The following is a 22,533-nucleotide window of genomic DNA, read 5'->3' as shown; positions in this document are numbered from 1 at the left end:
CCCCACTGGGAGGCACCGTCATGCCCGTGAACCGCAGAACCGCACTGCGTGGCGGTGCCATCGCCGCCGCGTCGGCCGCGCTCGTCGCCACGGCGCGCCCGGCCTTCGCCGCACCTGCTGCTGATCCGCTGAAGAAGATCGTGGCTGGCTACCGCGAGCTGCAGACCGGCATCAACCGCCCGTCGCCGGAACGCACGGCCGCGCTGAAGAACCTCGGCCGGGTCGCGAAGTCCTACTACGACGGCATGTCGGTGTCCGGCAACGGTCCACTGTGGACTGACCTGCCGCTCGGTCCCGGCAGCGACTACACGACGTCGATGTATGCCCGGCTGCGCGCGATCGCCGTCGACTGGGGAACGCCGGGCAGCACGCTTTCCGGCGATCCGAAGGTGCTCGACGGGATCAAGAAGGCGCTGGAGCTGATCTACGCCAGCCAGTACAACCCGCGGGTCGGCGAGATCGGCAACTGGTACACCTACGAGATCGGCGTGCCGTACTACCTGCTGCACACCCTCGTCACGGTCGCCGACCAGCTGACCGCCGACGAACTGGCGCGGTATGTCAGCCCGATCAAGCGGTTCGTCGGCAACCCGAATCTGCGCGCGAACAACCCGAAGGTCGTCGAAACCGGCGCGAACCGGGCGGACAAGGCGCTGATCTCGATCGTTTCCGGCGCACTGACCGGCGACACCGCGTGGATCCGCACCGGCATCGACGCGATCACCGACGTCGCCGGCGGGGGAGCGGCCAGCGTCCTGGCGAAGCTGGACCGCGCCGCGGGCGACGGTTTCCACGCCGACGGCTCGTTCATCCAGCACGACACCATCCCCTACCCCGGCCACTACGGCATCGTCCTGCTGACCGCGCTCGCCGGGACGATCCACGTCACCGAAGGCACCGAGTACGCGCTGCCGGACGAGCTGACGCAGAAGGTGTACGCACTGGTAGGCGACACGTTCGCGCCGTTCGTCTACGCGGGTGCGCTGATGGAGCCGGTGCGCGGGCGGATGCTGTCGCGGCAGGGCGAAACCGGGCACGACATCGGGCACCAGCTGACCGTCGCGACTCTGGTTCTCGCTCGATCGGCGACCGGGACCGTGAAGACCGAGCTGTCCGGGCTCGCGGCCAAATGGATCAAGGAGGGCACGTACGCGCCGTTCCTGGAGATCCCCGATCCCGAACGGTTCGCGCCCGGCCCGGACCTCGTCGCGACGCCAGGCATCGAGTTCGCCCAGGAGATGCTCGCCGGACGCGTGCGGCCCGCGCCGATCGTCGCGACGCACCGGATCTTCGGGCAGCAGGACCGGATGGTGCACGTGACCGAGGGCTGGTCCGCGTCTCTCGGCGTCGGCTCCACGCGGATCTCGCGCTACGAGTCGATCAACGGGATGAACCTGCACGGCTGGCACGTCGGCGACGGCGTGCTGTATTTGTTCCTTCCCAACGCGAAAGGACACTACTCGGACGCCTATTGGCCGACCGTCGATCCGGCGCTCCTGCCGGGCACCACCGCGAAGGCTGGCCCGCCGGGTCCGCTGGCGGCGACGCCGTTGACGACGAAAGCGCACGTCGGCGGCGTGCGCTGGGACGCCCGGCACGGCGCGTACGCGATGGATTTCGTCTCCGAAGACGGTTCGCTGACTGCGAAGAAGTCGTGGTTCTTCACGCCGGCGGGCATCGTCTGCCTCGGCGCGGGGATCACCGACACGTCCGGGCAGGCGGTCCGGACGACGATCGAAAACCGCAACCTCGGCGAAAACGGCCGCGGCACGTTGCTGGCCGACGCGCGCGTGGTCGGCGATTCGAGCACGCTGCACCGGCCGCGCTGGCTGCACCTCGACCACGTCGGCGGGTACGTCCTGCTCGACAACGCCGAGGTCACCGCGTTGCGCGAAGACCGGACCGGCGGGTGGCGCGACGTCGACACCGGTGCCAACACGAAGGGCACAACGACCCCGAACACGCGGCGGTACCAGAAGCTGGTGATCGAGCACGGCGCGAAGCCGGTGGACGCGAAGTACGCGTACGCGGTCCTGCCCGGCGCGTCGGTGGCGGGGACGGTCGCGTCGGTGCTCGCGTGGCGCGTGCGGGCCAATACGCGCGCTGTCCAGGCTTTGCGGCTGTGGGATAACACACTGCTCGCAAACTTCTACAGTGCGGGTACCGTAGACGAAGTATCAGTCTCAGGACCCGCTTCGGTGGCGCTCGGCCGGGACAGTCTCGCTGTTTCCGACCCGACGCAGCTGCAGGACAGCGTCCGCGTGACGGTACGGCGGCGCACGGTGGAAGTTCCGCTCAAGGACACCTTCGGCGCCACCACAGTGGTTTCCCTGCGGTGAACCCGGTTTTCCCCGCCGGGCCGGTGGTTCCCGGCCCGGCCCGGCGGGGCCCCACTTGCTCGCGGCCCGGGCCGTAAGGTGGGCTGGAGTCGCTTCTCTCGGGGAGGAATCGTGGCGCATTTCGACGTCCTGGTCGTCGGAGCCGGGCTGTCCGGCATCGGCGCGGCCTGCCGGCTGCAGCAGCAGTCCCCGGACCGGACCTACGCCGTCCTGGAAGCGCGCGACACGATCGGCGGAACCTGGGACCTCTTCCGGTACCCGGGCGTGCGCTCCGACTCGGACATGTTCACCCTCGGCTACCCCTTCCGGCCGTGGCGCAAGGAACAGGCGATCGCGTCCGGCGCCGAGATCCTCGAGTACATCCGCGACACCGCCGCCGAACACGAGATCTCCCGGCACATCCGTTTCGGGCATCGGGTTGTCCGCGCGTCCTGGTCGTCCTCCTCGGCCCGCTGGACAGTAGAAGCCTCACACGACGGCGAGGCGGTCACCCACACCTGCTCCTTCCTGTACCTGTGCAGCGGCTACTACAGCTACGAGAACGGCCACGTCGTCGACTTCCCCGGCCGCGCCTCGTTCCGCGGCGAGATCGTGCACCCCCAGTTCTGGCCGGAAGAGTCGGACTTCACGGGCAAACGAGTCGTAGTGATCGGCAGCGGCGCCACCGCGGTGACCTTGGTGCCGGAACTGGCTTCCACGGCGAAGTCGGTGACGATGCTGCAACGCTCGCCGAGCTACGTCCTGGCCCGCCCGTGGACGGACTCGCTCGCCCGCCGCCTCCGCCGATTCCTGCCTTCGCGGCTGGCTTACCACGCAGTGCGGGCGAAGAACGTCCTCGTGACGACGTTGCTGTACCAGTTCTCGCGCCGACAACCCCAACGCGCGGCGGCTTTCCTGCGCGAAGCAGCCGCGAAGCAACTGCCTGCCTCGATCCCCGTCGACCCTCATTTCTCTCCCCGGTACCGGCCCTGGGACCAGCGACTCTGCCTGACCCCTGGCGCGGATTTCTTCCGCGCCCTCCGCAGCGGCCGAGCGGACATCGTCACCGACCGGATCGACCGCTTCACGCCCGACGGCATCACGCTGGAATCCGGCGCACAGCTGCCCGCGGACGTGGTCGTCACCGCGACCGGCCTGCGGGTGATCGCGTTCGGCGGAATCGAGCTGAGCGTGGACGGCAAGCCGATCGAACCGGCGGAACAGCTGGTGTACAAGGGAATGATGCTCGGCGGGGTGCCGAACCTCGCGTGGTGCATCGGCTACGTGAACGCCTCCTGGACGCTGCGCTCAGACCTCGTCTCCCGGTACGTGTGCCGGTTGCTGAACCACCTGTCGCGCAACGGTTTCGACATCTGTGTGGCTCGCCCGCCCGCGATCCCGTCCGCCCGGCGGCGGCCGGTCATGGACCTGACGTCGGGCTACCTCACGCGCGCCGCCTCAGTGCTGCCGCGCCAAGGCGACCGGCGACCGTGGCTGATGCGGCAGAACTACCTGCTGGACGCGGCGGATCTGCGCCTGAGCCGCGTGGACGACGGGGTGCTGCGGTTCGAACGGGCGGAGTCGCAGCGCTTGACCTCCTAATCTCGGGTGTGGTGCTCGGGTTCTCGTGATCGCTTGGCGGGGTCGGCTGTGTGCGGTCGGGTCGAGATCGTTCCGGCCCGGCGCGGTGGTTTCCGCTGACCTGGCGGGACCACCGCGGTTCAGCCCAGATCCGTTGCTCCTTGCGAGGTCGGTCTCGTGGGGCCGTCGCAGGAGAGATGCCGCCGCGGACTCTTGGGGCTATGCCGCGGCTGGCTCCTGGCGGCTCGGCAGGGGAGACGTCGTGCCGACTCCTGGGGACTTCGCGGAGGAGACGCCACCGCTGACGTCCGCGGGCCGTCGTGTCGTCGCGCCACCGCGGCGAGCGGACTGCCGACCCGGGCCGTCGTCGCCTCGAGGAACCTCTCCACGCGGGCTCCATCGGCGTGTTCCTGCCTAGCTCCTTCCATCCCGAGCAGAGCCCGGACGACCGGCAGCGAACCGTCGCCCGGTCCTGCCGACGCTCTTGCGCCCCGGCCGCGGCACTGGTCGGTCAGCAACTCCAGTCTTTGCCCAGATCGAGGTTCTCCCTCCGCTGGGTGAAGGAGAACCAGTTCCCGGAATCGTCGCGGAAGATGGCCTCGGTGCCGTAAGGCCGCTCTTGCGGTTCCTGGACGAACTCCACCCCGCGTGCCTTCAACGTCTGGTAATCGGCGTGAATGTCGTCTGTCCCGAAGACCCCCGCTCCCAGCACTCCCTTGGCGACGAGCTTCTTCAGCGCCTCAGCGGATTCCGGATCGAGCGCGGGCGCGTCCGGGACCATCAGCGTGATCTCGAGATCCGGCTGGTCCTTGGCCCCGACAGTCAGCCAGCGCATCCCGCCGTCGCCCATCGTCATGTCCGTGCGGACTTCCAGGCCCAGCTTTCCGGTGTAGAACTCCTTGGCCCGGTCGTGGTCGAGGACCCAGACGTTGGCGATGGACAGACCCTTGATCACAGGTGACTCCTTGTATCCGGCGGACGTCGTTCGCCCGCTCTCTGCGATCAACCGTAGCGACCGCCGGGTTCCCGGGGCTTCTCGAAAATTGCGGTCCTCGGCGGCGCGGCCAGGACGGCCGCGGAAGCGGCTTTTCCCCTTGGCCGGCAACGGCTTCGTGAAGACCGGTCCCGGCACGCCGAGACCGGTCTTCACTCAGGATCCGGCTTGGCCGCGGGCCCCAGCCCCTTGAACCCGCCGTGCCACAGCAGCGCGTAACACCCGGGAACGAGGGCCGAGTTCTGCTTGACGTGGCGCTCCCGGTATTCGCTCGGGGTCAGTCCGGTGTGCTTCTTGAAGCTCGCCGAAAAGGACCCGAGGCTGCTGAACCCGACCAGCGAGCAGATCTCCGTGACCGACAAATCGGCGGTCCGCAGCAGATCCTCGGCCCGCTCGATCCGGCGGCGGCTCAGGTACTGCCCGGGAGTTTGCCCGTACCCGGCCCGGAACAGGCGCACGAAGTGGCAGCGCGAATACCCGGCGTGCGCCGCGACCGCGTCCAGGTCGAGAGGTTCGGCCCAGTCCCGGTCCATGGCGTCCTTGGCCAGGCGCAGCTGCCGCAACTGCGAAAGCTGCGCCTCGGGCGCCGAGCCGGGGGTGGTTCCCATTTCCCGATGGTGACACACCCGCCGTGGAATGGCTTAGGGATGGCGGGGGCTCGCGCTGCCCTCTCTCTTCCTTTAAGCCAGGTGGCGCCCCGGGCTTTCGGAGCGTCGACGCGCTTACGCCGCCGAGTGTGCCACCCAGTGTTCGGCCAGGCCGTGGTCGCCAGTGATAGTGACCCGGTCGGCTGACAGTCGTCGGGTGAGCACCAGAAGGAGGTCTTCGACGGGGCCGGTCAGCGTCACGTCCGCGGTGTCCGTGGCGCGCGTCCATCGCACGCCGCCGGGGGTGCGGGTGATCAGCCAGCCCACCCCGTCGGCAGGGCGAAGCTGGAGCGTCTGGCCGGTGCCGCGCAGTGCCGAGAAGCCCGGTCTCAGCGTCGCCATGACCGGATGGGACAGCATTTCCAGCCACTCGCTGATCGCGTCGGCCGCGAGGTCCGGCGCCACCTCGAACGCGGCCCCGGCGGCCAAGGCCGCGTCCGCGTGGTGCACCGTCGTGTCGTGGGCCATGCGGCGCAGCCAGAACGTCGCCGGTCGCGGGCCGAAGTAGGTCCACACTGGACGGTCGGCGGCGGCGAGCACCGCGGCGGCGAGGTCCGCGGCACCCGCTTGCAGCCAGGCGGACCATTCGCCGGGCGCGCCCGGGTCCGCCTCGAACGGATCGGGGACCGGAGCCGGACCGGAACGGATGAGGTCCGCCGCCCAGCGATGGGCCTGGCCGACGTGGCCGGCCAGCACCCGCAGCGGCCACTCCGGACAGGTGGGCACCGGAGCTTCCGGATCCGCGCCGGCCACCGCCTTCGCGAACCCGGCGGTGTGCTCGTGCAATCCCTGGGCAAATCGTGCGGTATCGAGATCCATGGCCGTACCGTAGGAACTCCACCCGGCTGGAGGTTCCATCGGAAGTGACCGGCGACACACTCGGAATCGGCGACCTGGCGCGGCGCACCGGAGTGCCCGTCCGAACGATCCGCTTCTACTGCGACGAGGGACTGCTGACGCCAGTGCGCAGCGCCGGCGGACACCGCCGATTCGTCCCGGCGGACGTACCCCGCCTGAACCTGGTGCGGCGATTGCGCGGACTCGGGCTGAGCCTGAAGCCGATCACGGACGTCCTCGCCGGAGAGCGTTCCCTCGCCGACGCCGTGTCCGCCGAACGCGCAACGCTGGACCGCGAGCTGACGACGCTGGCTTGGCGACGCTCGGCCCTCCGCGCCGTCGAGGAGGCGCCGCCCGCCGACCGCGCCGCCCGCCTCGAGCTGCTGTCCGCCGCGGCGGACGGCTTCGCCGCGCATGCGGCACTGGTCCGCTTCTGGCACCCCATGGCCACCGGCACCGTCCGGCCGGACACGGCAGACATGTTCCTCGCCGCAAGCGCGCCGCGGCCGCCGGAACTGCCGACCCCAGCGCAGGTCGTCGCCTATGCCGAGTTAGTACTGCTCGCCGCCGACCGCGAGTTCGCTGCCCGGTTGCGGGCCAGCCCGCTGGTCACGCACCTGGGCGCTCTCCACGAAGGCCTCGCGGAGGCCTGCGAGCTGGCGTCCCCGCAGGTAGCGGCCGGCTCCGAGCCGGAGGCAGGACCCGCACTCGACCGGTTCGCGGCGGTCCACGCCGCCGCGTCCGGCACTGGCGACACCCCGGAATTCCGCTGCACACTGCGACGGCGCACCGCTGGCGACCGGCATCCGCAGGTGCGCCGCTATTGGCGTCTCGCGGGCGAGATCACCGGAGAAGCCGCGCCGATGGGCGTCGCGCACAGCTGGCTGCTGGACGCACTGGACCGCTCGGCTGGCTGAGATTTCTCGAACGGCGGACGCGTCGGCTCACCCGACACGCTTTGCTGGGCTGGACGGAGCGGCGAGCGGGGTCCGCTCCTTCGCGCGCGCCGAACACTCCCGGCGGACTCGGCGTTCCCGGTCATTGCGCTGTCGCCGCGGCGGCCCAGCGGGTCAAGTCCTCCCTTCGGAGTGCGGCAGCCGTCAGATCCGGGAACAGGTCGGGCGTGCAGGCGAAAGCGGGCACCCCCAGTTCGCTGAGCGCGGCCGCGTTTTCGCGGTCGTAAAACGGCGCTCCGGAGTCCGACAGGGCCAGCAGCGTGACCACCTGCACGCCGGATCCCACCAGGTCCGCGACCCGGCGCAGCAGATCGTCCCGGACTCCGCCTTCGTACAGGTCGCTGATCAGCACCAGGAGGGTTTGTTCGGGGCGTTCCACGAGCCCTTGGCAGTACGCCAATGCGCGGTTGATGTCGGTGCCGCCGCCCAGCTGGGTGCCGAAAAGGACGTCTACCGGGTCGTCCAGGTGGTCGGACAAGTCGGCGACCGCGGTGTCGAATGCGACGAATTTCGTGCTCAGTGCCCGCATCGAGGCGAGTGCGGCGCCGAAAACGCCTGAGTAGACTACGGATTCTGCCATTGAGCCGGATTGGTCGACGGCCAGGATCACGTCGCGCCGGACGCTTTGTTCCCGGCGGCCGAAACCGAAAAGCTGTTCGGGCACGATGGTTTTCAGTTCGGGGGAGTAGTGCTTCAGGTTTCGGCGGACTGTGCGGTCCCAGTCGATGTCCGCGCCTCGGGGGCGTTGGGTGCGGGCGGCCCGGTCCAGTGCGCCGCGCACTGCCGCGCGGGTCCGTTCGGCCAGGCGTTCCTCTAGTTCGGTGACGACTTTGCGTACGACGGTGCGGGCGGTTTCCTTCGTTTCGTCGGGCAGGACGTTGTTGAGGGACAACAGGGTTCCGACCAGGTGGACGTCCGGTTCCACGGCGCTGAGCAGTTCCGGTTCCAGCAGCATCCGGGTAATGCCCAGGCGGTCTACGGCGTCGCGTTGCATGACTTGGACGACGGAACCGGGGAAGTACTCGCGGATGTCGCCGAGCCAGCGCGCGACTCGTGGTGCGGAGGCTTGCAGGCCGCCGCTGCGGTCGCCGCTGCCGCGGGAGTTCTTGGGGCGCTCGTCGTAGAGGGCGGCCAGCACGTTGTCGACGCCGGTGTCCCTTTCGGACAGTGCGTGGCCGGTGCCGTCGGAATCTCCGCCCAGTACCAGGCGCCAGCGGCGGAGGCGTTCGGGATCGGTGCTCACGAGGCGGCTCCCAGGAGGGTGGCGAAGACCGGCAGGGCGGCTGCGGCGCGGATCTCGTCCAGGTCTTCTGCTCGCGCCGGCTCGGCCCGGCGAGTGCCGGACAGGGTGGCGGCGCGTTCGCCGATGGCGCGTTTTTCCGGACCGGCGAAGGCGCCGAAAGTGCGGCGCAGCAAGGGAAGCACCTCGGTGAAGACCTCAGGCGGGATCGAGGCCAGCCAGGTGTCGACGACCCGCAGCATGCGTTCGTCGTGGACCAGCAGGAGGGCGCCGCCGGAGAAGAAGCCTTCCACGTAGGCCGCGCCGTCGGTCGGGGCGATGCCGGGGGTGAGCATGCGGCCCAGCCGGAGTTCGACTTCCGCGCCGTCCAGCAGGTCGGCGTCGTGCAGGAGGCGCACGATGCGGCCTGCCAAGAGCGGCGGCAGGGCATCGCGGGCGGACAGGCGGGCCAGCGCGGCGAACCAGCGGTCGCGGGCGGCGTCGCCGAGGAGGTCGGTGGCTTCGTGGACGTCGTCGACCAGTTCGCAGAACTGTGCGGCGGCCTCCTCGTCGATGCCGTGGACGGCGGGCGGAAGGCCCGCGCAGACCCGGGCGAGGATCCGGTCGGCGACTTCTTGCAGCTGTGCGGTGTCGGTGCCGCGGACGTCGCCGTAGCGGGTCGCTCGTGCCAGCGGAGGCAGAGCCGTCATGAGGTGCGCGACGTCCGCGTCGGCGGCTGCGCGGGTGTCCAGGGCGGCGAGGGTTTCCGGCAGGGCGTCGCCCAAGCCGGCCAGGAGGCAGCGTTCTACCGCGGCGGTGATGTCGGCGAGCGAGGGCGATTCGGCGACGGTTTCGCGCACGACTGCGGTGGCGGCGGCGGGCACGGTGGTCCCGTGTACCGCTGCGGCGACCAGGTCGACCTCGAAACCGGGTTCCCAGCACAAGGTCCAGGTCTCGCGGAAGGTGCCTTTGTTCCGCACCGAGGACAGTTCCGGTTCGCCCCAGGGGATGCCGAGGATGTGGAGGCGGTGCAGCAGGCGCGAGCGGTCGAGGCCGCCGGGGGTGCGCAGGTCCAGATCCAGCTCCCGCGCTTGAGGTTCGCGTTTGAGCCGGAGCCGCCGGGCGGTGGCGATCAGGTCGGCGGCCAGCGGTGCTTGGGGTACGTGGTCGGGGACCTCGCCGAGCAGTTCGCCGACCACGAGCCGTCGGGTGACCAGGTCGGCTTGGACGTCGTCGCCTCCGCACAGGACCGCGCGGGCGGCGGCGTCGACCTCGGCCAGTCCGGCGGACGACCGGCCGCGCAGCGCGGCCAGCGTCTCGGCCAGCCGCACTGCTTCGATCACGTGCGCGGTGGAGACGGGCAGGTCTTCCTCGCGCAGCACTCCGGCGACGGCGGTGAGCCATCGGGTGGTGACGTCGCCGGAGGTGCTGAACAGGTGGTGGTACCAGCCGGGGGAGCGGACGCCCGCGCCGTATCCGGTGACCGACGCGAGCCTGCCGTGCGTCCACGGCACCCACGTGCACACGACCTTCCGCTTCGGGAGTCCTTTGAGGACAGCCTGGTCCTTGGACGCGGGCGGCAGCGGATCGGCCAGCGCGGGCACGTGCCAGGCCCCGCACACCACGGCGATCCGTTCGTGGCCTTCCTTCCGCGTCTTGCGCAGCACGGTCCGCATGTACGCCTCGCGCCGCTGCTCGTGCGGGTCGTCCGGCCGGTCGCCTTCGCGCAGCGCGGTCATCGCGTCGGCGATCACCTCGAACGGCGATTCCCCGCCCCGGCGGGACTCGACGAAGTCGTCCCACCAGCGTTCCGGATCGTCGTATCCGCCCGCCGCGGCGAGTTCCGCGAGCGGATCGGTGCGCGGTGCGGTCCGTTCCTCGCCGAGCGCGAACTGGTGCGCCGCGGGGAGATCGCAGAACTTCACCGGCACACCGGCCGCGGCGGCGTACCGCAGGGCCTGCCATTCCGGGCTGAACACCGCGAACGGCCAGAACGCCGCGCGCGACACGTCGTCGGACGCGTACGCCAGCAGCGCCACCGGCGGCCGCATGTCGTCGTCCGCGGCGAGATCGACGAGCTGGTCCGCTTCCGGCGGTCCCTCGATCAGCACCACGTCCGGTTCCAGCTCGGCGAGCCGGGCGGCGACCGCCCGAGCCGAACCGGGACCGTGGTGCCGGATCCCGAGGAGATGGGTGGTCATCCGGCGATCTCCTGGCCTGCCCGGTAGAAGTCGGCCCAGCCTTCCCGCTCGCGCACCACGGTCTCCAGGTACTCGCTCCAGATCGCGCTGTCGGCGACCGGATCCTTGACTACCGCACCGTGAATCCCGGCCGCGACGTCCTGTGCGCGCAGCACGCCGTCTCCGAAGTGCGCGGCCAGCGCGAGACCGCCGGTGAGGACGCTGATCGCCTCGGCCGTCGAGAGCGTGCCCGACGGGGTCTTCACCGCGGTGCGGCCGTCCTCGGTGCGCCCGGCCCGCAGCTCGCGGAAAACCGTGACCACACGGCGGATTTCGGCGAGATCGGCGGCTTCGGCGGGCAGCGACAGCGCGGCGCCGAGCTGACCGACCCGCCGCCGGACGATGTCCACCTCGGCTTCGGCGGTGTCCGGCAGCGGGAGCACGACAGTGTTGAACCGCCGCCGCAGGGCGCTCGACAGTTCGTTGACGCCCTTGTCCCGGTTGTTCGCCGTGGCCACGAGCGTGAACCCGGGCCGGGCCTGCACTTCGGAGCCCAGTTCGGGGATCGGCAGCGTTTTCTCGGACAGGATCGTGATCAGCGAGTCCTGCACGTCCGCCGGGATCCGGGTGAGTTCCTCGAGCCGGGCGACCTTGCCGTCGCGCATCGCGCGCAGGATCGGGCTTTCCACCAGTGCCTGGTCGCTCGGCCCTTCGGCGATGAGCCGCGCGTAGTTCCAGCCGTAGCGGATCTGCTCCTCGGCGGTGCCCGCGGTGCCTTGGACGAGCAGTGCGGAGTCCCCGCTGATCGCCGCCGCGAGGTGTTCGGACACCCAGGTTTTCGCCGTGCCCGGCACGCCGAGCAGCAGCAGCGCGCGGTCGGTGGCGAGGGTGGCGACCGCGACCTCGATCAGCCGCCGCGGGCCCACGTACTTCGGGCTGATCTCGGTGCCGTCGTCGAGTTTCCCGCCGAGCAGGTAAGTGACCACCGCCCACGGGGAAAGCCGCCACGACGGCGGTTTCGCCCGGTCGTCGGCCGCGGCGAGGGCGGCCAGTTCGCCGGCGTATTCCTGTTCGGCGTGCGGCCGGAGGACGGGGGACGTCATGCGAGCTCCTTGTGCATTTCACGGCGGAAGGACAGGGTTTCGGCGACTGCGCGCCGCCACGGGGCGGCTTCGCCGGGAAGCGGGATCTCGGCCAGCGGATGGCCGAGGCAGGCGACGGGCACGGCTTTCGCGATCAGCGCTGCCGCGTGCGCGACCAGCCGGTGGTCCCGCTGCCCGGCGACCCAGTCGAGCAGCACCGTGCCGAGCGCGGCGGGCCACGGCTGCGGCAGGTCGAGGATGAGCCGGGTCAAGGCTTCGACCGGCAGTCCGCGCGTCAGCTTCGCGACTGTGGCGGCCTGGTGTCCGGGCGACAGCACGCCGATGAGCGCGGCGGTGCTGCGCCCGCCCGGTTCGGCCTCCACGAGGGCTTGCGCCCATTGCTCGTCTCGCTGCCGAAGCGCGGCGGTGGCCCAGCTTTCGCGCACCACGTTCAGCGGCGGGCCTTCGACGAGCATCCCGGCCAGTTCGCCCGGAGTGCCGTACTCGGCCCAGAACCGCAGGGGAGTGGCGGCGATGATCGCGCGCAGCCGGGCGGTGCCCTGCCCGGGCCCCGCCGGGACGCGGATGCCGTCGCGGATCAAGCTGTCGTCCGGTTCGGGCGGGGCGAACTCGAGGACATCGGCCCGCAGCGCGCGGCTGCGCACGGTGACGCAGGCCCGCAGCCGTTCGATCATCCGCTCGCCGGAGGCTGAACCGGGGTACCGGCCGATCAGCCGCAGCGCGATCTCGCGCACCCCGGCCGCCCGGTCGCCGAGCGCGGCTTCGACGAACGGCTCGTCCTCGTCGGCGAGATGCTCGCCGAGGAGAGCCAGGAACGTCGCCCGGAGGTCAGCCGGTTCGTTGCCCCACGCAGCGGCGAGTGCCTCGCGCGCGCGGGCGGGATCGGCGGCGAGCACGCGCTCCAGCCAGGCCTGCCGACGCGCGGCGGCGCCGAACTGCCAGGCGTCGTCGCTGGTGTCGTCCGCTGCGGCGACCAGGAACGCCCAATCCGGATTCCGCTCGCCGAGCCACGCGCCGACCGGCCCGGCGACCGCGGCGAGCGGCGCCCGCAGCGACACCCGGGTCCGTGCCGCGTCGGCGAGGACGGGCAGCCGCTCGGCCGGGACGCGGAATCCCTTGTCCGCCACCGTGGCGAGCCATTCCTCGACCAGTTCCGGCCGGTTCGCGGAGAGCAGGTGCCCGAGCCGCGCCCGCGCCGCATTCGGGATGAACGGCCGGGTGTCCTCCACTGCGGCGGGTTCGGGTTCGATGCCGGCAAGCGGTTGCTGCCCGGCCCGCCGATAGCCGGTGTATGCGGCCGCGGCGGCGAGCGCTTGGTCGGCGGGGTCGGCGCGCTGTTCGGCGATTTCCCTTACCCCGGAAGGCAATTCGGCGGGGTCGAGGGTCCGGCGGCGGGTGCCGAGCAGGACAGTGCTGACGAGGTCGTTCCAAGCAGTCACAGTCGCACCATCCCGTCGCGATGCCAGCAGCTCAACGGCCGCAGCCCCGCCGTCGTCCACTCCGCAGCCACCGTGACCGGCCGTTCGGCGGCGAGCGCCAGCAGCGGCCACGGATCCACAGAAGGAGCCAAAGGCAGCGCGGCACCGTCCACATCGGACAGCGCCCATCCGCCCCCGTGCCGAGCCGGACGGAGCTCGCTCACCAGCACCGGCCACCGGTCCAGCCACGGATCAGCCGCGAGCGCGGCAGCGTGCTCGGCAAGGGCCGAACCGAAAGTCCCGCCAACCGGTTCGTTTTCCGGGGCGACGGGTTCCTCCCGATGGTCGAACACTGCCCGCAACGGCACGGCTCCCGGGTGGAACACCAGCTCTCCCGCGACGACGTACCCCGGCGGCAGCGAGCTGTCCAGCGGACGCCCGGGCGGAGCGAACGACAGCACCAGCGCGTCCCGGCCGCTGCGTTTGCCCCGCAGCCAGGTGCGCCTGCTGCGCAGCGAGTCCTGCTCCTCGTCGACCGCGCCGGTGACCAGCCATTGGTCCGGCACCCGTTCGCCGGACTCCAGCACCTGCGCGTTGCTCACCGAGAACCCGAGCCGGGTGCGGACGGTGCCGGCGAGCGCGGCGGGCAGCGACTCCAGCCTGCTCGCCGCGTCCGCGAGCACGTACACCAGCGACAACTCGGCCAGCAGCCGATCCGGCCAGTCCCGCCCGCGCCCGACCAGCGCCGCCGCCCGGCGCAGGCCGTTCGCCAGACCGGGAGCCTGCGCGTCGACCATCCGCGAGGCGACCGTGTACAGCTCCTCAGTGCCGCCGCGTTCGAACGTCGCGAACCCGGCCGACACTCGGTCGGCAAGCCATCCGCGCAGCTCAGCGGCCCCGGCGGTGACCCGCGCGAGCCGGTCCTGCGCCCGCTTGGCCGCCGCTTCGAGATCCTTCGGAGCGTCCGTCTTCTTCTCGGCGCGCTCCGCCCTCGCAGCCCGTTCGTCCAGCCACGTGTGCACCCATCCGGGCTCCTCCGCGCGGGGGATCTGCCCGTCCGCCCAGAGCAGCAGCAACCCCAGCGCGTGCTTGCACGGGAACTTCCGGCTCGGACAGCTGCACCGGAACGCGGGCCCGGCCGTCTCCACCGTCGTCTGGTACGGCCGCTTCCCGCTGCCTTGGCACGCGCCCCAGACAGCACGGCCCGACGCGCCCGCGTCCGACCACTTCGCCGGCGCCGCCTGCCCGCGCCCGGCTTTCGCCGACGCGGCGTCCGGCGCGAGTTCGAGCACCCTCTCGGAGCTCCACCGCGCCGCTGCTTCGTCCCCCACGTTTCCCTTGCCGCTCTTCCGGTCCCGTCCCCCTCGGGGGCTGACTCGAAGAGCATCCCACCCGCCACCGACAATTTTCGCGGGCGGCGGGGGCGAGCAGCGGAAATCAGGAAGCTTCGACCGCCCCGCGCCAGCGCACCGTCGGCCGCAGCCGGTCGTCGTTCACCCGGTGCTTGTTCGCGCCGACGATGTCGAACATCGACTCGATCAGCGTGTCCGACAGCAGATGCGGCTCCAGCCCGAGCCCGATCAGCCCGGTGTGCTTGACGTTGTAGTAGTGCTCGGGCTGCTCCACCCGCGGGTTGTCCAGGTTCTCGATCTGCACCGGTCCGGGGAAGCGGTCGGCCACGACCTCCGCGATCCGGCGCACCGACATGCTCTCGGTCATCTGGTTGAACACCCGGAACTCGCCCCGCTCGGCCGGATTCTCCACAGCCAGCCGGATGCACTCGACGGTGTCGCGGATGTCGATGAGGCCGCGCGTCTGCCCGCCCTTGCCGTACACCGTGAGCGGCTGCCCCAGCACGGCCTGGATGACGAACCGGTTCAGCACCGTGCCGAACACCGCGTCGTAGTCGAATCGCGTGGCCAGGCGCGGGTCGAGCGCGGTCTGCGGCGTCTGCTGGCCGTACACGACGCCCTGGTTGAGGTCGGTCGCGCGCAGTTCCCAGATCCGGCAGGCGAACTCGATGTTGTGCGAGTCGTGCACCTTCGACAGGTGGTAGAACGAGCCCGGTTTCTTCGGGTACAGCATCCGGTCGCGGCGGCCGTTGTGCTCGACCTCGAGCCAGCCTTCCTCGATGTCGATGTTCGGGGTCCCGTACTCGCCCATCGTGCCCAGTTTGACCAGGTGGATGTCCGGGTCGATCTCGGCGATCGCGTACAGCAGGTTGAGGTTGCCGACCACGTTGTTGTGCTGCGTGTAGACGGCGTGCTCGCGGTCGATCATCGAATACGGCGCGGACCGCTGCTCGGCGAAATGCACGATCGCCGACGGGCGGAACTCGCGCACCGCGCCGAACAGGAATTCCGCGTCGAGCAGGTCGCCTTCGTAGCGTTCGATGCGCTTCCCGGACACCGCGTGCCACGCGTCGGTGCGGGTGCTCAGGTCTTCGATGGGGACAAGGCTCTCGGCGCCGAGTTCGACGTCGTACTGCCGCCGCGCGAAGTTGTCCAGAACAGCCACTTCGTGGCCTTTGTCCGACAAGTGGAGCGCAGTGGGCCAGCCTAGGTAACCGTCACCGCCGAGAACCAGCACTCGCATCCAGAGCACCCTTTCCTTTCGTTTTCGCGACAGGCACGGCCTTTCGTTCTGCACGACGCCCGGTGTCGCGGTGGCAGATCCGAACCTAATCGCCCGCCGCTGATGTTCGGCTGGCAGTCAGCTGTGAATCCGCTGTGGGCCGGGGGGTCGCGCGGCGGAGCCGGCGGCCCGAGGGGAGACTGGGACTATGACGACGGTAACCAACCCGGCGAACCCCCGCACGACGGAAGAATCGCCCAAGCCGCGCCGCCGCGGCCTGGCCAGGTTCGTCCGCGCGGCCGCCAGTTCGGTCGCCGCGACCCTGCTCAGCCAGGCCGCGCTGATCGCGGTGCTCGCCGCGGGCGGGGCTCCGTGGCTGGCCAGCGCGTGTGCGTTCGCGGCCGGGGCGGTGCTGAACTTCTTCCTCACCCGGCGCTGGGTGTGGGGCCGCCGCGGCCGTCCCGAACCGGTCCGCGAGCTGCTGCCCTACGTCCTCGTCATCTCGCTCGGCGGCCTCGCCTCGGTCGGCCTGACCACGCTCGCGGGGCACCTGCTCGCGCCGCTGCAGCTGCCGCATTTCTGGTGGGTCGTGCTGCTCGACGCGGCGTACGTGCTCAGCTACGCACTGGTGTTCGTCGCGAAGTTCACGATGCTCGACCGGTTCGTTTTCGACCGCGGCGCAGCACGTACCCGCGCCACCACGTCCCTGTCATGACCCGCGCGTAGTTCGCGCCGTACACGACGCTGCCGCCCTTCTTGCTTTTGCCCGCCTTGCGCAGCCGCATGCTCATCGGCCGTTCGAGCACGCGCGCGCCCTGCGCGGTCGCGCCCAGCAGCAGTTCCGACGACTGGTACTGCGGTTCGTTCAGCGGGATCGCGCACGCGAGTTCCGCGCGCAGCGAACGGAATCCGAACGACGTGTCGGTGATCCGCCGCCAGGTGAGCGCCGACGCGAGCCACGCGAACACGCGCACGCCGATCCAGCGCATCCGGCTGTCGGCCTCTTCGTGGCCCAAACGCCGGGAGCCCGTCACGAAATCTGCCGTGCCGTCCAGCAACGGCGCGAGGAGCTCGGCCATTTCGCTGTTGTCGTACTGACCGTCGCCGTCGGTGGTGACGATGTACTTCGCGCCGTTCTCGGCGGCGAGGTGATATCCGAGGCGCAGCGCGGCTCCCTGGCCGCGGTTGGTCGGCGCGACGCACACGTACGCGCCATGGTCTTCCGCGATGGCCGCAGTGTTGTCCGTACCGCCGTCTACGACCACCAGGACGTCCACCGGCAGCCCGAGACATTCGTCGGGCATCTTCTCCAGCACCTGGCCGATGCCGCCGGCTTCGTTGTACGCGGCGATCACCACGGTCAGCTCGGACAGCTTCGCGCCGGGATGCCGGTCGTGGAAGTCCTTGATCGCGCCTTCGTCGACAGTGTCCGGATAACTGGCGAGGCGACGCCGGCTGGCTACGGTGAGGGTGGTGAACCCGAGAGCACCGGCGACGGGCAGCAGCACGAGCGCCGGAAGCTGGTAGCGCCAGGAAAACTCGAACACGGCGGACCCGAACAGCAGGAACAATCCAGTGCCGGCGGCGAACAACGCGCCGCTGCGCGCCGGGTGACGGGGTTTCTTGCGCCGCAGCACGGTCAGCAGGCCGAGCAGCGCGAAGAACCCGAGCACCGCACCGGGCACGAACCCGCCGTTGATCTGGTAATCCCGCAGGAACGCCGCGATCGGCTCGTTGACCTTGGGATCTGTGCCGTCGTACTGCTGCGTGACCGCCTTGACCGCGGCGGGATCGGCGAACTCCGGGTAGCTCAGCTGGAACTGCCACCGGTCGATCGGCACGTCGGTGGACGAGGTGTATCGGGTGAACTGGAAGCTCTTCCCGAAGTCGCCGAGGATCGACGTCGCGACGTCCCGCCACTGCGCTTTCAGCGCGGTCATCGCGAATTCGTGCGCCAGTTCGCCCTTGTCCGCACCGGGCGGAAGCGGGCCGGGCCACGCTGGGTCGAGGTCGGCGTGCGTGTAGTTGTCGACCAGCCGGTTCTCGACCGGTTCAGTGGGGCAGAACTGCCGCACGACCGGGTCGAGCTGGAGTTTCGCGCAGTCCGCGACCGCGGCGGTGCGGCCGTAGAGCATGCTGCCGGACGGCCCGCTCAGGCCCCATTTTCCGGTCTCTGCCTTGACTTTCGCCGCGTATGGGACCACCACGACGAGGATCGCGAGCAGCCCGGCCCCGGCGTCGCGCCAGCCGCGCCACGAACGCCACGCGCTGCCCGCGGCGAGCACGTACAGCAGGAACGGAGCGGCGATCGTGACGCCGATCAGCCTTACCAGCACGCCGAACCCGACGACCAGCCCGGCCAGCGCGATCCGCCGCCAGTTCGGTTTCCCCTTGGCCAGCACCAGCCACAGCAGCCCGAACAGCAGCGCCTCGAACAGCACCTCGGCCATGATGTTCTGCTCGATCTGCACCTGGTAGGCGTCGAGCAGCAGCGGCGCGGCGGCCAGCGCGCTCACCCAGTTGCGCGCGCCGAGCCGCCGGGCCAGCGCGTAGACCCCGACCGCGATCGCCAGCCCGGCCAGGTGCTGAACGGCGGCGACGAACGACAGCCCGCCTGCCGCGAGCAGCGGCTTCAGCAGCAGGTCGTAGCCGACCGGGTTGATCCCGTCGGCGCGCAGGCCGTGCAGATTGTCCAGGTAGCGGAAGGAATCGATGTACAGCAGCGCGGGCCGGTAGGCGATCCAGGCCAGCACCCGCAGCGTGGTTCCCGCGGCGAGGAGCACCAGCAGGAACGCGTGGCGGCGGAGGAATCCGGTCACGGCGCCTCGGCCCGGTCCAGTCCGGAGAAGTACTTCCAGGCCGTGGCGAGTCCGTCGGCGAGGGTGATTTCCGGGCGGTAGCCGATGGTTTCCGCGCTCGCCGAGACGTCGACGACCACCGCGGGCATCTCCCCGGCGGGCGCGGGCACGTGCTCGATCGGCAACTCGGCCCCGGTCACCGCGCGCACGGTCTCGACCATTTCCAGCACTGACACCGAACGTCCGGCACCGACGATCGCACGCCCTGTGTAGCCGCTCTCGTACGCGAGCGCGATCGCGCGCACAACGTCGTCTACGTGGACGAGGTCGCGACGCTGCTCGCCGGTGCCGTACACCCGCACGCCTTCATTATTCAACGCCGCGCGCATCATGCGCGGCACGAAGCTGTCTTTGTGCGACATCCCCGGCCCGTACACGTTGGTGAAGCGCAACGCGCACGTCGTCATCCCGTACGCGCCGGCGTAGCCGGACAGCAGCATCTCGCAGGCCGCTTTCGTGGCACCGTATGGCGTAAGCGGCTTCGTGGGCAGGTCGACCGTGATGGTGTTAGTGCCGACGTCGCCGATCACTGCGTTCGTGGACGCGAGAATGAAGCGCGGCACCTCGCGTACGCGACACAGTTCGAGAAGTTCTTGTGTCACCGCAACGTTCTCCGCGTACGTGTCGCGCGGCAGCTCTACGGACTTCAGCACAGACGTCAGTGCGGCGAGGTGCACGATCCCGCCGACGCCTGCTTCGACAGCTGCTTCGCGGGTTTCGGCGGCACGCAGATCTCCGACGACGACGCGCACTCCCTCGTCCGTCGTCTCGTAGCGCACGCGGTCCACGACAGTGACCGGATAGCCGCGTTCACGGAACTCGCGGACGACAGCGCGGCCGATAAAACCGCTGCCGCCGGTGACGACGACGGGTGTCCTTTCCGGACTGTGGGGGAGTGTCATGGCGCACAACCTACCTCCGCAGCCTGTGCGCCACTTGTGCGTCCCTCGCCGGGACCGGCACGGACGGGCGCAGGCAGGCGCGGGACCGCGTGCGGGCACCCCCAGCGACCGCACGCGGATCCCGGTGTTTAGTTTTCTAAACGATGCGCGGGGCGAGTGTAGCCGGAACGGGACGGCTGGTGTCAAGTTTTCGGGACGGTTATGCTGGTCGCTGTTACGGAGACGGAACGGTGGTGGGGGCGGCATGGCCGAACAGGCGGAGGAGCGCAGCTTCGCGGAACGGCTGGCGCACCTGATCGCGACCGTGCATCCGCCGGACCGCAAGCCCTACTCGTACCGCGAAATCGCCCAGGGCGTCGCCGACGTGACCGGCGTCAGCATGTCGGCCACGCACGTGCAGCAGCTGGCGGTCGGGGCCCGGCGCGACCCGAAACGGTCGCACATCCAGGCGCTCGCGCGGTTCTTCGGCGTGCCGGTCACCTACTTCTTCGACGACGAGGTCGCCGGACGGGTCGACGAGCAGGTCGCCGACGTCCTCGCCTGGCGCGACACCCAGGCCCGCGACCTGGCACAGCGCGCGATGCAGCTGTCCGAGCGCGACCGGCAGACCGTTTCCGCCCTGATGGACCAGCTCGGCAGCTACGCCGAGGGACGCGAGCGCACCCGGCGCGGACGCAAGCCCGAGTGATCCGGGCGGCTATGCTGGCGACGGCCGGAGCGCCGGGGTCTCCCCGGTGCACCAGGCTGGTCCAGCCGCCGATCGCCTCGGGAGGGGACATCGACCCGACCGTGCGAGCGCGCGCCCGCGACCGGGTGCGCGACCTGCTGCGGCACGTGCCCGCCCCGCGGCCGTGGTCGATGAACGCGTGGATCGACCGGCTGGAACGGCACCGCGGCCGCGACATCGACCTGGTCGCGGTCGACTACGCGCCCGGCCAGCCCTCCGGCGCGTGGCAGCGGCACGACGACTTCGACCTCGTCGCGTACGCGGCGGGCACGTCGTCGCTGCACCAGGACCACATCATCGCCCACGAAATCGCCCACCTGCTGTGCGACCACCGCGGCGAATGCGTGCTCACCGACGCCGAAGCGGCGAGGCTCGCGCCGGATCTCAGCGCGCACCTGCTGTCGCATCTGCTCACCCGCGTCACCACGAATTCCGACGAGTACGAAGCGGAGCTCATTGCCGTGTTCCTGATGAGCGCCGCCACCGAGGACGGGGCCCGGTTGCGGCCAGGCGCTTCCGGGCCGGCCGCGGATCGTGCGCGGCGCTTCGCGTCGCTGCTCGGGTAGCGCGCGGATGATCGACGTTCTGTTCTTCGGGGTCGGCCTGCTCGCTCTCGCGGTCGGCATCTGGCGCGCGGTGCGGGCGCGGCGGACCGGTGCGGGCGCGGGGCTCGCGACCAGCCTGATCGCCCTCGGCGTCGCGTTGTGCTTGCTCGCCGACAGTGCCCAGGCGATCGAGAGCCAGCTGTACCCGAGCCTTGGGCGGCTGTTGTCGAACCTCGCGACGATGGTGGCCGCGTACGGCATCGAAGTGACTGTCGCGGAGATCGGTGGCGTGGCAGAGCGTCGACGGCGCGCGCGGCGCGGGGCGTTGATTATCGCGCTTGTCGTGCTCACCGCGTCGTTCTTCGCGACACGCGGGCTGCCGACGGGCGTCGGGCTCTTCGACGAGCTTTACCGTTCGAATCCGACGCTGGTCGTGTACATCGCCGTCTACACGCTGTACCTGGGTTTGGCGGTCGCGGACATCGCCGTGGTGTCGGCCGGGGCGGTGCGCGCGGGCACCGGTGCGCTGCGGGCTGGGCTGGGCATCATGCTGCTGGCCTGTGTGTTCGCTTTCGCTTACCTGGTCGGCAAGATCGTCGACCTGATCGGCGATCTGACCGCGGAGCATCCGGTCACGAAGCTGTGCCGCGGCGCGTTCTCGACGGTTGGATGCACGCTCGCGGTCGGCTTTCCGGCGGTTTCGGTGCTCCTCATCGTGGTGGGGCTGACGGTGCCTGCGTTGCCCGCGCTGGGGCGGGCGGTGCGCGACGCGCGGACGCGGACGGTGCTTCGGCCGCTGCGGGAGCACCTGGCTTCTCGGTACCCGGACGTCGTCCGGCTTGACGACGCGTCGGGGACCGGCCGGGAGCGGTTGTTGACGATGATGAGCGAGATCAACGACGGGTTGCTGCTGTCCGGGGTCGGGCCTGAGTTGTCGCCGAGCGCGGCTGTGCAGGTGTTGCGCAGTTCGGAGCCGGTGCTGGACGAGCCCGCGGAACCGCCGGTGCTGTCCCAGGAGACGGCTTTCGCAGCGGATGTGGCTCGGTTGCGGGCTATCGCGCAGGAGTTCCGAGCGGAGCCGACAGCCGGAGCTGCCAACCCTGCTCCGTGAGCACGACGAGGTGCAGCGTGTCCGCCTGGGCAGTGATCGGCAGGGCTGCTCGCGCGCGTTCGGCGACCTCGGCGCGCTGATCGTCGGTGCCGCCGAGGGCGATCGTCAGGTGTGCTGGCGGGTGCGCCCCGAAGCGTCCGCCGTACGGGGGCACGTCGGGCCAGTGATCGCATACGGCGTCGGCGAGGGGCTGGAGCGCCGGGGCGGCCGCCGCGACGAACCCGGGTGCGGTGACCAGGTCGGCGAGCTGCACTTCCGGCGCGGGGACGCTGGCGGCGAGCCGGCTGATATCGGCTTCGGTTTGCTCGGTGAGCCGGTCGGCGGGCAGGAACGGGTACAGCGCCGTGACGTGCGGCGGAAGGCCGGGACGGACGAGTCCGGGGTCGACGGCCGCGGCGGTTTCGAGCAGGACGGCGGCGGAGGGGAGCGTGACGACGAGCGCGCTGGTTCCGGGCGTGGGCACGCTCCCGATCCTGCCGGACCGCCCGCGGCGGCGCACCGCAAGGGCCCGCTCTCTCCGGAAAGGAAAGGCAACCCTTTCTTTTCTGCTTCTTCCGGGGAAT

The 22,533-nt window shown here is 70.6% G+C and carries 19 protein-coding genes; 7 read left to right on the top strand and 12 right to left on the bottom strand.

Annotation, left to right across the window (positions count from 1 at the left end):
• Positions 1 to 20: 20 nt before the first annotated feature.
• Both H4281_RS39700 and H4281_RS39695 read left to right on the top strand, forming a co-directional pair.
• The gene (locus tag H4281_RS39700; RefSeq protein WP_182895986.1) at positions 21 to 2,339 is read left to right on the top strand and encodes a polysaccharide lyase 8 family protein; all 2,319 of its coding nucleotides are present in this window, start codon (positions 21 to 23) and stop codon (positions 2,337 to 2,339) included.
• Between the two features lie 108 nt (positions 2,340 to 2,447).
• Positions 2,448 to 3,920 carry a flavin-containing monooxygenase gene (locus tag H4281_RS39695; protein ID WP_182896016.1) on the top strand — a complete coding sequence of 491 codons (1,473 nt, stop codon included), beginning with the start codon at positions 2,448 to 2,450 and terminating at the stop codon, positions 3,918 to 3,920.
• A 490-nt stretch (positions 3,921 to 4,410) separates the two neighbouring features.
• On the opposite strand, the gene H4281_RS39690 is transcribed toward H4281_RS39695, so the two are convergent.
• The 3 genes from H4281_RS39690 to H4281_RS39680 form a co-directional block, all read right to left on the bottom strand.
• Positions 4,411 to 4,854 carry a VOC family protein gene (locus H4281_RS39690; RefSeq protein ID WP_182895985.1) on the bottom strand — a complete coding sequence of 148 codons (444 nt, stop codon included), beginning with the start codon at positions 4,852 to 4,854 and terminating at the stop codon, positions 4,411 to 4,413.
• A 191-nt stretch (positions 4,855 to 5,045) separates the two neighbouring features.
• Entirely contained in the window at positions 5,046 to 5,501 is a 456-nt protein-coding gene (locus H4281_RS39685) for a helix-turn-helix transcriptional regulator (RefSeq protein WP_182895984.1), read from the bottom strand.
• Positions 5,502 to 5,615: 114 nt separating this feature from the next.
• Entirely contained in the window at positions 5,616 to 6,359 is a 744-nt protein-coding gene (locus H4281_RS39680; protein WP_182895983.1) for a maleylpyruvate isomerase family mycothiol-dependent enzyme, read from the bottom strand.
• A 44-nt stretch (positions 6,360 to 6,403) separates the two neighbouring features.
• Between H4281_RS39680 and H4281_RS39675 the strand changes: the two genes are divergently transcribed.
• Entirely contained in the window at positions 6,404 to 7,294 is an 891-nt protein-coding gene (locus tag H4281_RS39675; protein ID WP_182895982.1) for a MerR family transcriptional regulator, read from the top strand.
• A gap of 121 nt (positions 7,295 to 7,415) precedes the next feature.
• On the opposite strand, the gene H4281_RS39670 is transcribed toward H4281_RS39675, so the two are convergent.
• From H4281_RS39670 to H4281_RS39645, 6 genes are all read right to left on the bottom strand, one after another.
• On the bottom strand, positions 7,416 to 8,576 hold the full coding sequence (locus H4281_RS39670) for a VWA domain-containing protein (RefSeq protein ID WP_182895981.1): 1,161 nt from the start codon (positions 8,574 to 8,576) through the stop codon (positions 7,416 to 7,418).
• Positions 8,573 to 10,753: a DUF5682 family protein gene (locus H4281_RS39665; RefSeq protein WP_182895980.1), complete on the bottom strand. Its 2,181-nt coding sequence runs from the start codon at positions 10,751 to 10,753 to the stop codon at positions 8,573 to 8,575. Before H4281_RS39665 ends, H4281_RS39670 begins: the two co-directional genes overlap by 4 nt.
• Positions 10,750 to 11,835 carry an ATP-binding protein gene (locus H4281_RS39660; protein WP_182895979.1) on the bottom strand — a complete coding sequence of 362 codons (1,086 nt, stop codon included), beginning with the start codon at positions 11,833 to 11,835 and terminating at the stop codon, positions 10,750 to 10,752. The genes H4281_RS39665 and H4281_RS39660 overlap by 4 nt, the downstream gene beginning before the upstream one ends.
• Positions 11,832 to 13,274: a DUF5691 domain-containing protein gene (locus H4281_RS39655; protein WP_182895978.1), complete on the bottom strand. Its 1,443-nt coding sequence runs from the start codon at positions 13,272 to 13,274 to the stop codon at positions 11,832 to 11,834. Before H4281_RS39655 ends, H4281_RS39660 begins: the two co-directional genes overlap by 4 nt.
• A complete protein-coding gene (locus H4281_RS39650) occupies positions 13,271 to 14,584 on the bottom strand; it encodes an SWIM zinc finger family protein (protein ID WP_237600240.1) in 1,314 nt (437 codons plus the stop codon). Before H4281_RS39650 ends, H4281_RS39655 begins: the two co-directional genes overlap by 4 nt.
• Positions 14,585 to 14,690: 106 nt before the next feature.
• Entirely contained in the window at positions 14,691 to 15,848 is a 1,158-nt protein-coding gene (locus tag H4281_RS39645) for an NAD-dependent epimerase/dehydratase family protein (protein ID WP_182895977.1), read from the bottom strand.
• Positions 15,849 to 16,035: 187 nt separating this feature from the next.
• On the opposite strand from H4281_RS39645, the gene H4281_RS39640 reads away from it, so the two are divergent.
• Entirely contained in the window at positions 16,036 to 16,542 is a 507-nt protein-coding gene (locus tag H4281_RS39640; protein ID WP_182895976.1) for a GtrA family protein, read from the top strand.
• On the opposite strand, the gene H4281_RS39635 is transcribed toward H4281_RS39640, so the two are convergent.
• Together H4281_RS39635 and H4281_RS39630 are read right to left on the bottom strand one after the other, a co-directional pair.
• Positions 16,472 to 18,646 (bottom strand): glycosyltransferase family 2 protein, encoded by a 2,175-nt coding sequence (locus H4281_RS39635; protein ID WP_182895975.1) that lies wholly within the window; start codon positions 18,644 to 18,646, stop codon positions 16,472 to 16,474. The two genes, H4281_RS39640 and H4281_RS39635, sit on opposite strands and share 71 nt — an antisense overlap.
• Positions 18,643 to 19,587 carry an NAD-dependent epimerase/dehydratase family protein gene (locus H4281_RS39630; protein WP_182895974.1) on the bottom strand — a complete coding sequence of 315 codons (945 nt, stop codon included), beginning with the start codon at positions 19,585 to 19,587 and terminating at the stop codon, positions 18,643 to 18,645. The genes H4281_RS39635 and H4281_RS39630 overlap by 4 nt, the downstream gene beginning before the upstream one ends.
• Positions 19,588 to 19,831: 244 nt before the next feature.
• On the opposite strand from H4281_RS39630, the gene H4281_RS39625 reads away from it, so the two are divergent.
• The 3 genes from H4281_RS39625 to H4281_RS39615 are packed head-to-tail and all read left to right on the top strand — an operon-like array spanning position 19,832 to position 21,970.
• Entirely contained in the window at positions 19,832 to 20,275 is a 444-nt protein-coding gene (locus tag H4281_RS39625) for an XRE family transcriptional regulator (protein ID WP_182895973.1), read from the top strand.
• Positions 20,272 to 20,880 (top strand): hypothetical protein, encoded by a 609-nt coding sequence (locus H4281_RS39620; RefSeq protein ID WP_312872268.1) that lies wholly within the window; start codon positions 20,272 to 20,274, stop codon positions 20,878 to 20,880. The genes H4281_RS39625 and H4281_RS39620 overlap by 4 nt, the downstream gene beginning before the upstream one ends.
• A 7-nt stretch (positions 20,881 to 20,887) precedes the next feature.
• Positions 20,888 to 21,970, top strand: a complete 1,083-nt coding sequence (locus H4281_RS39615; protein ID WP_182895972.1) for a hypothetical protein — start codon at positions 20,888 to 20,890, stop codon at positions 21,968 to 21,970.
• On the opposite strand, the gene H4281_RS39610 is transcribed toward H4281_RS39615, so the two are convergent.
• Positions 21,912 to 22,433, bottom strand: coding sequence for a 2'-5' RNA ligase family protein (locus H4281_RS39610; RefSeq protein ID WP_182895971.1), 522 nt, complete (start codon positions 22,431 to 22,433; stop codon positions 21,912 to 21,914). The genes H4281_RS39615 and H4281_RS39610 overlap by 59 nt on opposite strands.
• Between the last annotated feature and the right edge of the window lie 100 nt (positions 22,434 to 22,533).

The sequence above is a fragment of the Amycolatopsis dendrobii genome, from assembly GCF_014145675.1.
GTDB lineage: Bacteria > Actinomycetota > Actinomycetes > Mycobacteriales > Pseudonocardiaceae > Amycolatopsis > Amycolatopsis dendrobii.
The sequence above is the reverse complement of the archived record's forward strand: the minus strand, read 5'-3'. Positions and strand labels throughout refer to the sequence as shown.